1 protein-coding gene and 1 pseudogene are annotated in these 1,183 nt (G+C 70.8%); both read right to left on the reverse strand.

The annotated features are described in order from the left end of the window. Window positions 1-949 (reverse strand): Stk1 family PASTA domain-containing Ser/Thr kinase (gene pknB / locus G6018_RS14990; protein WP_182640050.1); only part of this gene is annotated, 949 nt, incomplete at its 3' end. Beyond that, a pseudogene (locus G6018_RS17165) lies at window positions 946-1,183 on the reverse strand (serine/threonine protein kinase); the annotation flags it as partial. The gene pknB and the pseudogene G6018_RS17165, both read right to left, overlap by 4 nt.

Raw genomic sequence — 1,183 nt, forward strand, 5'->3', positions numbered from 1 at the left:
GGTCGGGGCGGCCCGAGCCGTAGCCCGCCCCGGCGAATCCGTGGGGGGCGTCGGGCCGTTGTCCGTCGTCGAGCTCGTCGTCGGACAGCACCAGCGGGGCGGCCGGTCGGCCGCCGCTCAGGACGGCCAACAGGTCGGTGCGCATGTCCCCGGCGGTGTCGTACCTGTTCTCGGGGTTCTTGGCCATCGCCTGCATGACCACGGCGTCGACGTACCGGCCGATCTCCGGGTTGATCGCGGAGGGCGGCTGCGGTGACTCGCGGACGTGCTGGTACGCCACGGCGACGGGCGATTCCCCGGTGAACGGCGGGGCTCCCGCGACCATCTCGTACAGGACGCAGCCGGCCGAGTACAGGTCCGATCGGGCGTCCACCGTCTCACCCCGGGCCTGCTCGGGGCTGAGGTACTGGGCGGTGCCGAGCACGGACGAGGTGTTGGTGAGGGTCGAGCTGGCGTCGCTGACCGCGCGCGCGATGCCGAAGTCCATGACCTTGACGGCCCCGTCGCGCGAGATCATGATGTTCGCCGGTTTGACGTCGCGGTGGATGATCCCCTTCTTGTGCGAGAAGTCCAGGGCGCCGCAGACGTCGGCCATCACCCCGAGTGCGCGTTCCACCTCCAACGGACCATCCATCTTGACGATGTCCCGGATCGTGTCGCCCTCGACCAGTTCCATGACGATGTAGGGCAACGCGCCGTCTGCGGTGCGCTCCTCGCCCGTGTCGTAGATCGCCACGATGGAGGGGTGGTTGAGCGACGCCGAATTCTGCGCCTCGCGGCGGAAGCGCTGGTAGAAGGTCTCGTCGCGGGCCAACTCGGGCCGCATGATCTTGACCGCCACGTCCCGGCCGAGGACGGTGTCGCGCCCCCGGTGGACCTCGGACATGCCACCGAATCCGAGGACCTCCCCGATCTCGTACCGACCGGCCAGCAGGTGAGGTGTGGTCATCCGCCGTCACCTCCCCTGCCGTTGTTCGCGGCCGCGTTCGGGTTCGCGTTGCCACCTGCGTTGCCACCCGCGTTGCCGCCCCCGTCGGCCTGGCCCGGCGGGACGAAGGAGTTGAACTCGGAGGTCAGCGAATCGAGCATGTCCTGCAGATCGGGCGCGGGCGGGACCACGGTCGGGGACGGCGCCGGCTGGGGCGGCGGAGTGGGTTCGGGGGCCGGGGCGGGGGCCGGCGCC

The sequence above is a fragment of the Dietzia sp. DQ11-44 genome, from assembly GCF_014145205.1.
Lineage (GTDB): Bacteria > Actinomycetota > Actinomycetes > Mycobacteriales > Mycobacteriaceae > Dietzia > Dietzia natronolimnaea.